This is a genomic window from Streptomyces sp. NPDC127092 (assembly GCF_042722475.1).
Taxonomy (GTDB): domain Bacteria; phylum Actinomycetota; class Actinomycetes; order Streptomycetales; family Streptomycetaceae; genus Streptomyces.
In genome coordinates, this window is record NZ_JBHXFE010000236.1 from 1 (window position 1) to 817 (window position 817).

Annotated in this window: 1 protein-coding gene; it reads left to right on the forward strand. The window is 72.6% G+C overall.

Annotated elements, in window-relative coordinates; translation table 11 throughout:
- Positions 1 to 817: DEAD/DEAH box helicase (locus ACFWJO_RS39250; RefSeq protein ID WP_386873025.1), on the forward strand; the 817-nt coding region annotated here is incomplete at both ends.

Consider the following 817-nt stretch of genomic DNA (forward strand, 5'->3'; position numbering starts at 1 on the left):
GGGCTACACCCGCCCCTCGCCGATCCAGGAGGCGACCATCCCGCTGCTGCTGGACGGCCGCGACGTCGTGGGCCTGGCCCAGACCGGCACCGGCAAGACCGGCGCGTTCGCGCTGCCGGCCCTGTCCCGCCTCGCCGAGACCACGGACGTGACCGGGCGCGCGGACACCCCGCAGGTGCTCGCGCTCGCCCCGACCCGCGAGCTCGCCCTCCAGGTGGCCGACGCCTTCGACAGCTACGCCAAGCATCTCGACGACGTCTCCGTGCTCGCGGTCTACGGCGGCTCCCCGTACGGCCCGCAGCTGGCCGGACTGCGCCGGGGCGCGCAGGTCGTCGTCGGCACGCCGGGCCGCGTGATCGACCATCTCGAGCGCGGCTCGCTGGACCTCTCCGACCTGCAGACCCTCGTGCTGGACGAGGCGGACGAGATGCTGCGCATGGGCTTCGCGGAGGAGGTGGACCGCATCCTCGCCTCCACCCCGGACACGAAGCAGACCGCGCTGTTCTCCGCCACCATGCCCCCGGCCATCCGCCGCATCTCCGCCCAGTACCTGAACGCCCCGGAGGAGGTGGCCGTCGCCCGTCAGTCGACGACGTCCGCCACGATCCGCCAGCGCTACCTGCAGGTGGGTCACCAGTGGAAGTTCGAGGCCCTGAGCCGGATCCTCGAGACCGAGGAGCACGACGGCGTCATCGCCTTCGTGCGCACCCGTGCCGGTACCGAGGAGCTCGCCCAGAAGCTCACGCGCGCCGGGTTCAAGGCCGTGGCCATCTCCGGCGACGTCGCCCAGAAGCAGCGCGAGAAGACCGTGGAGGAC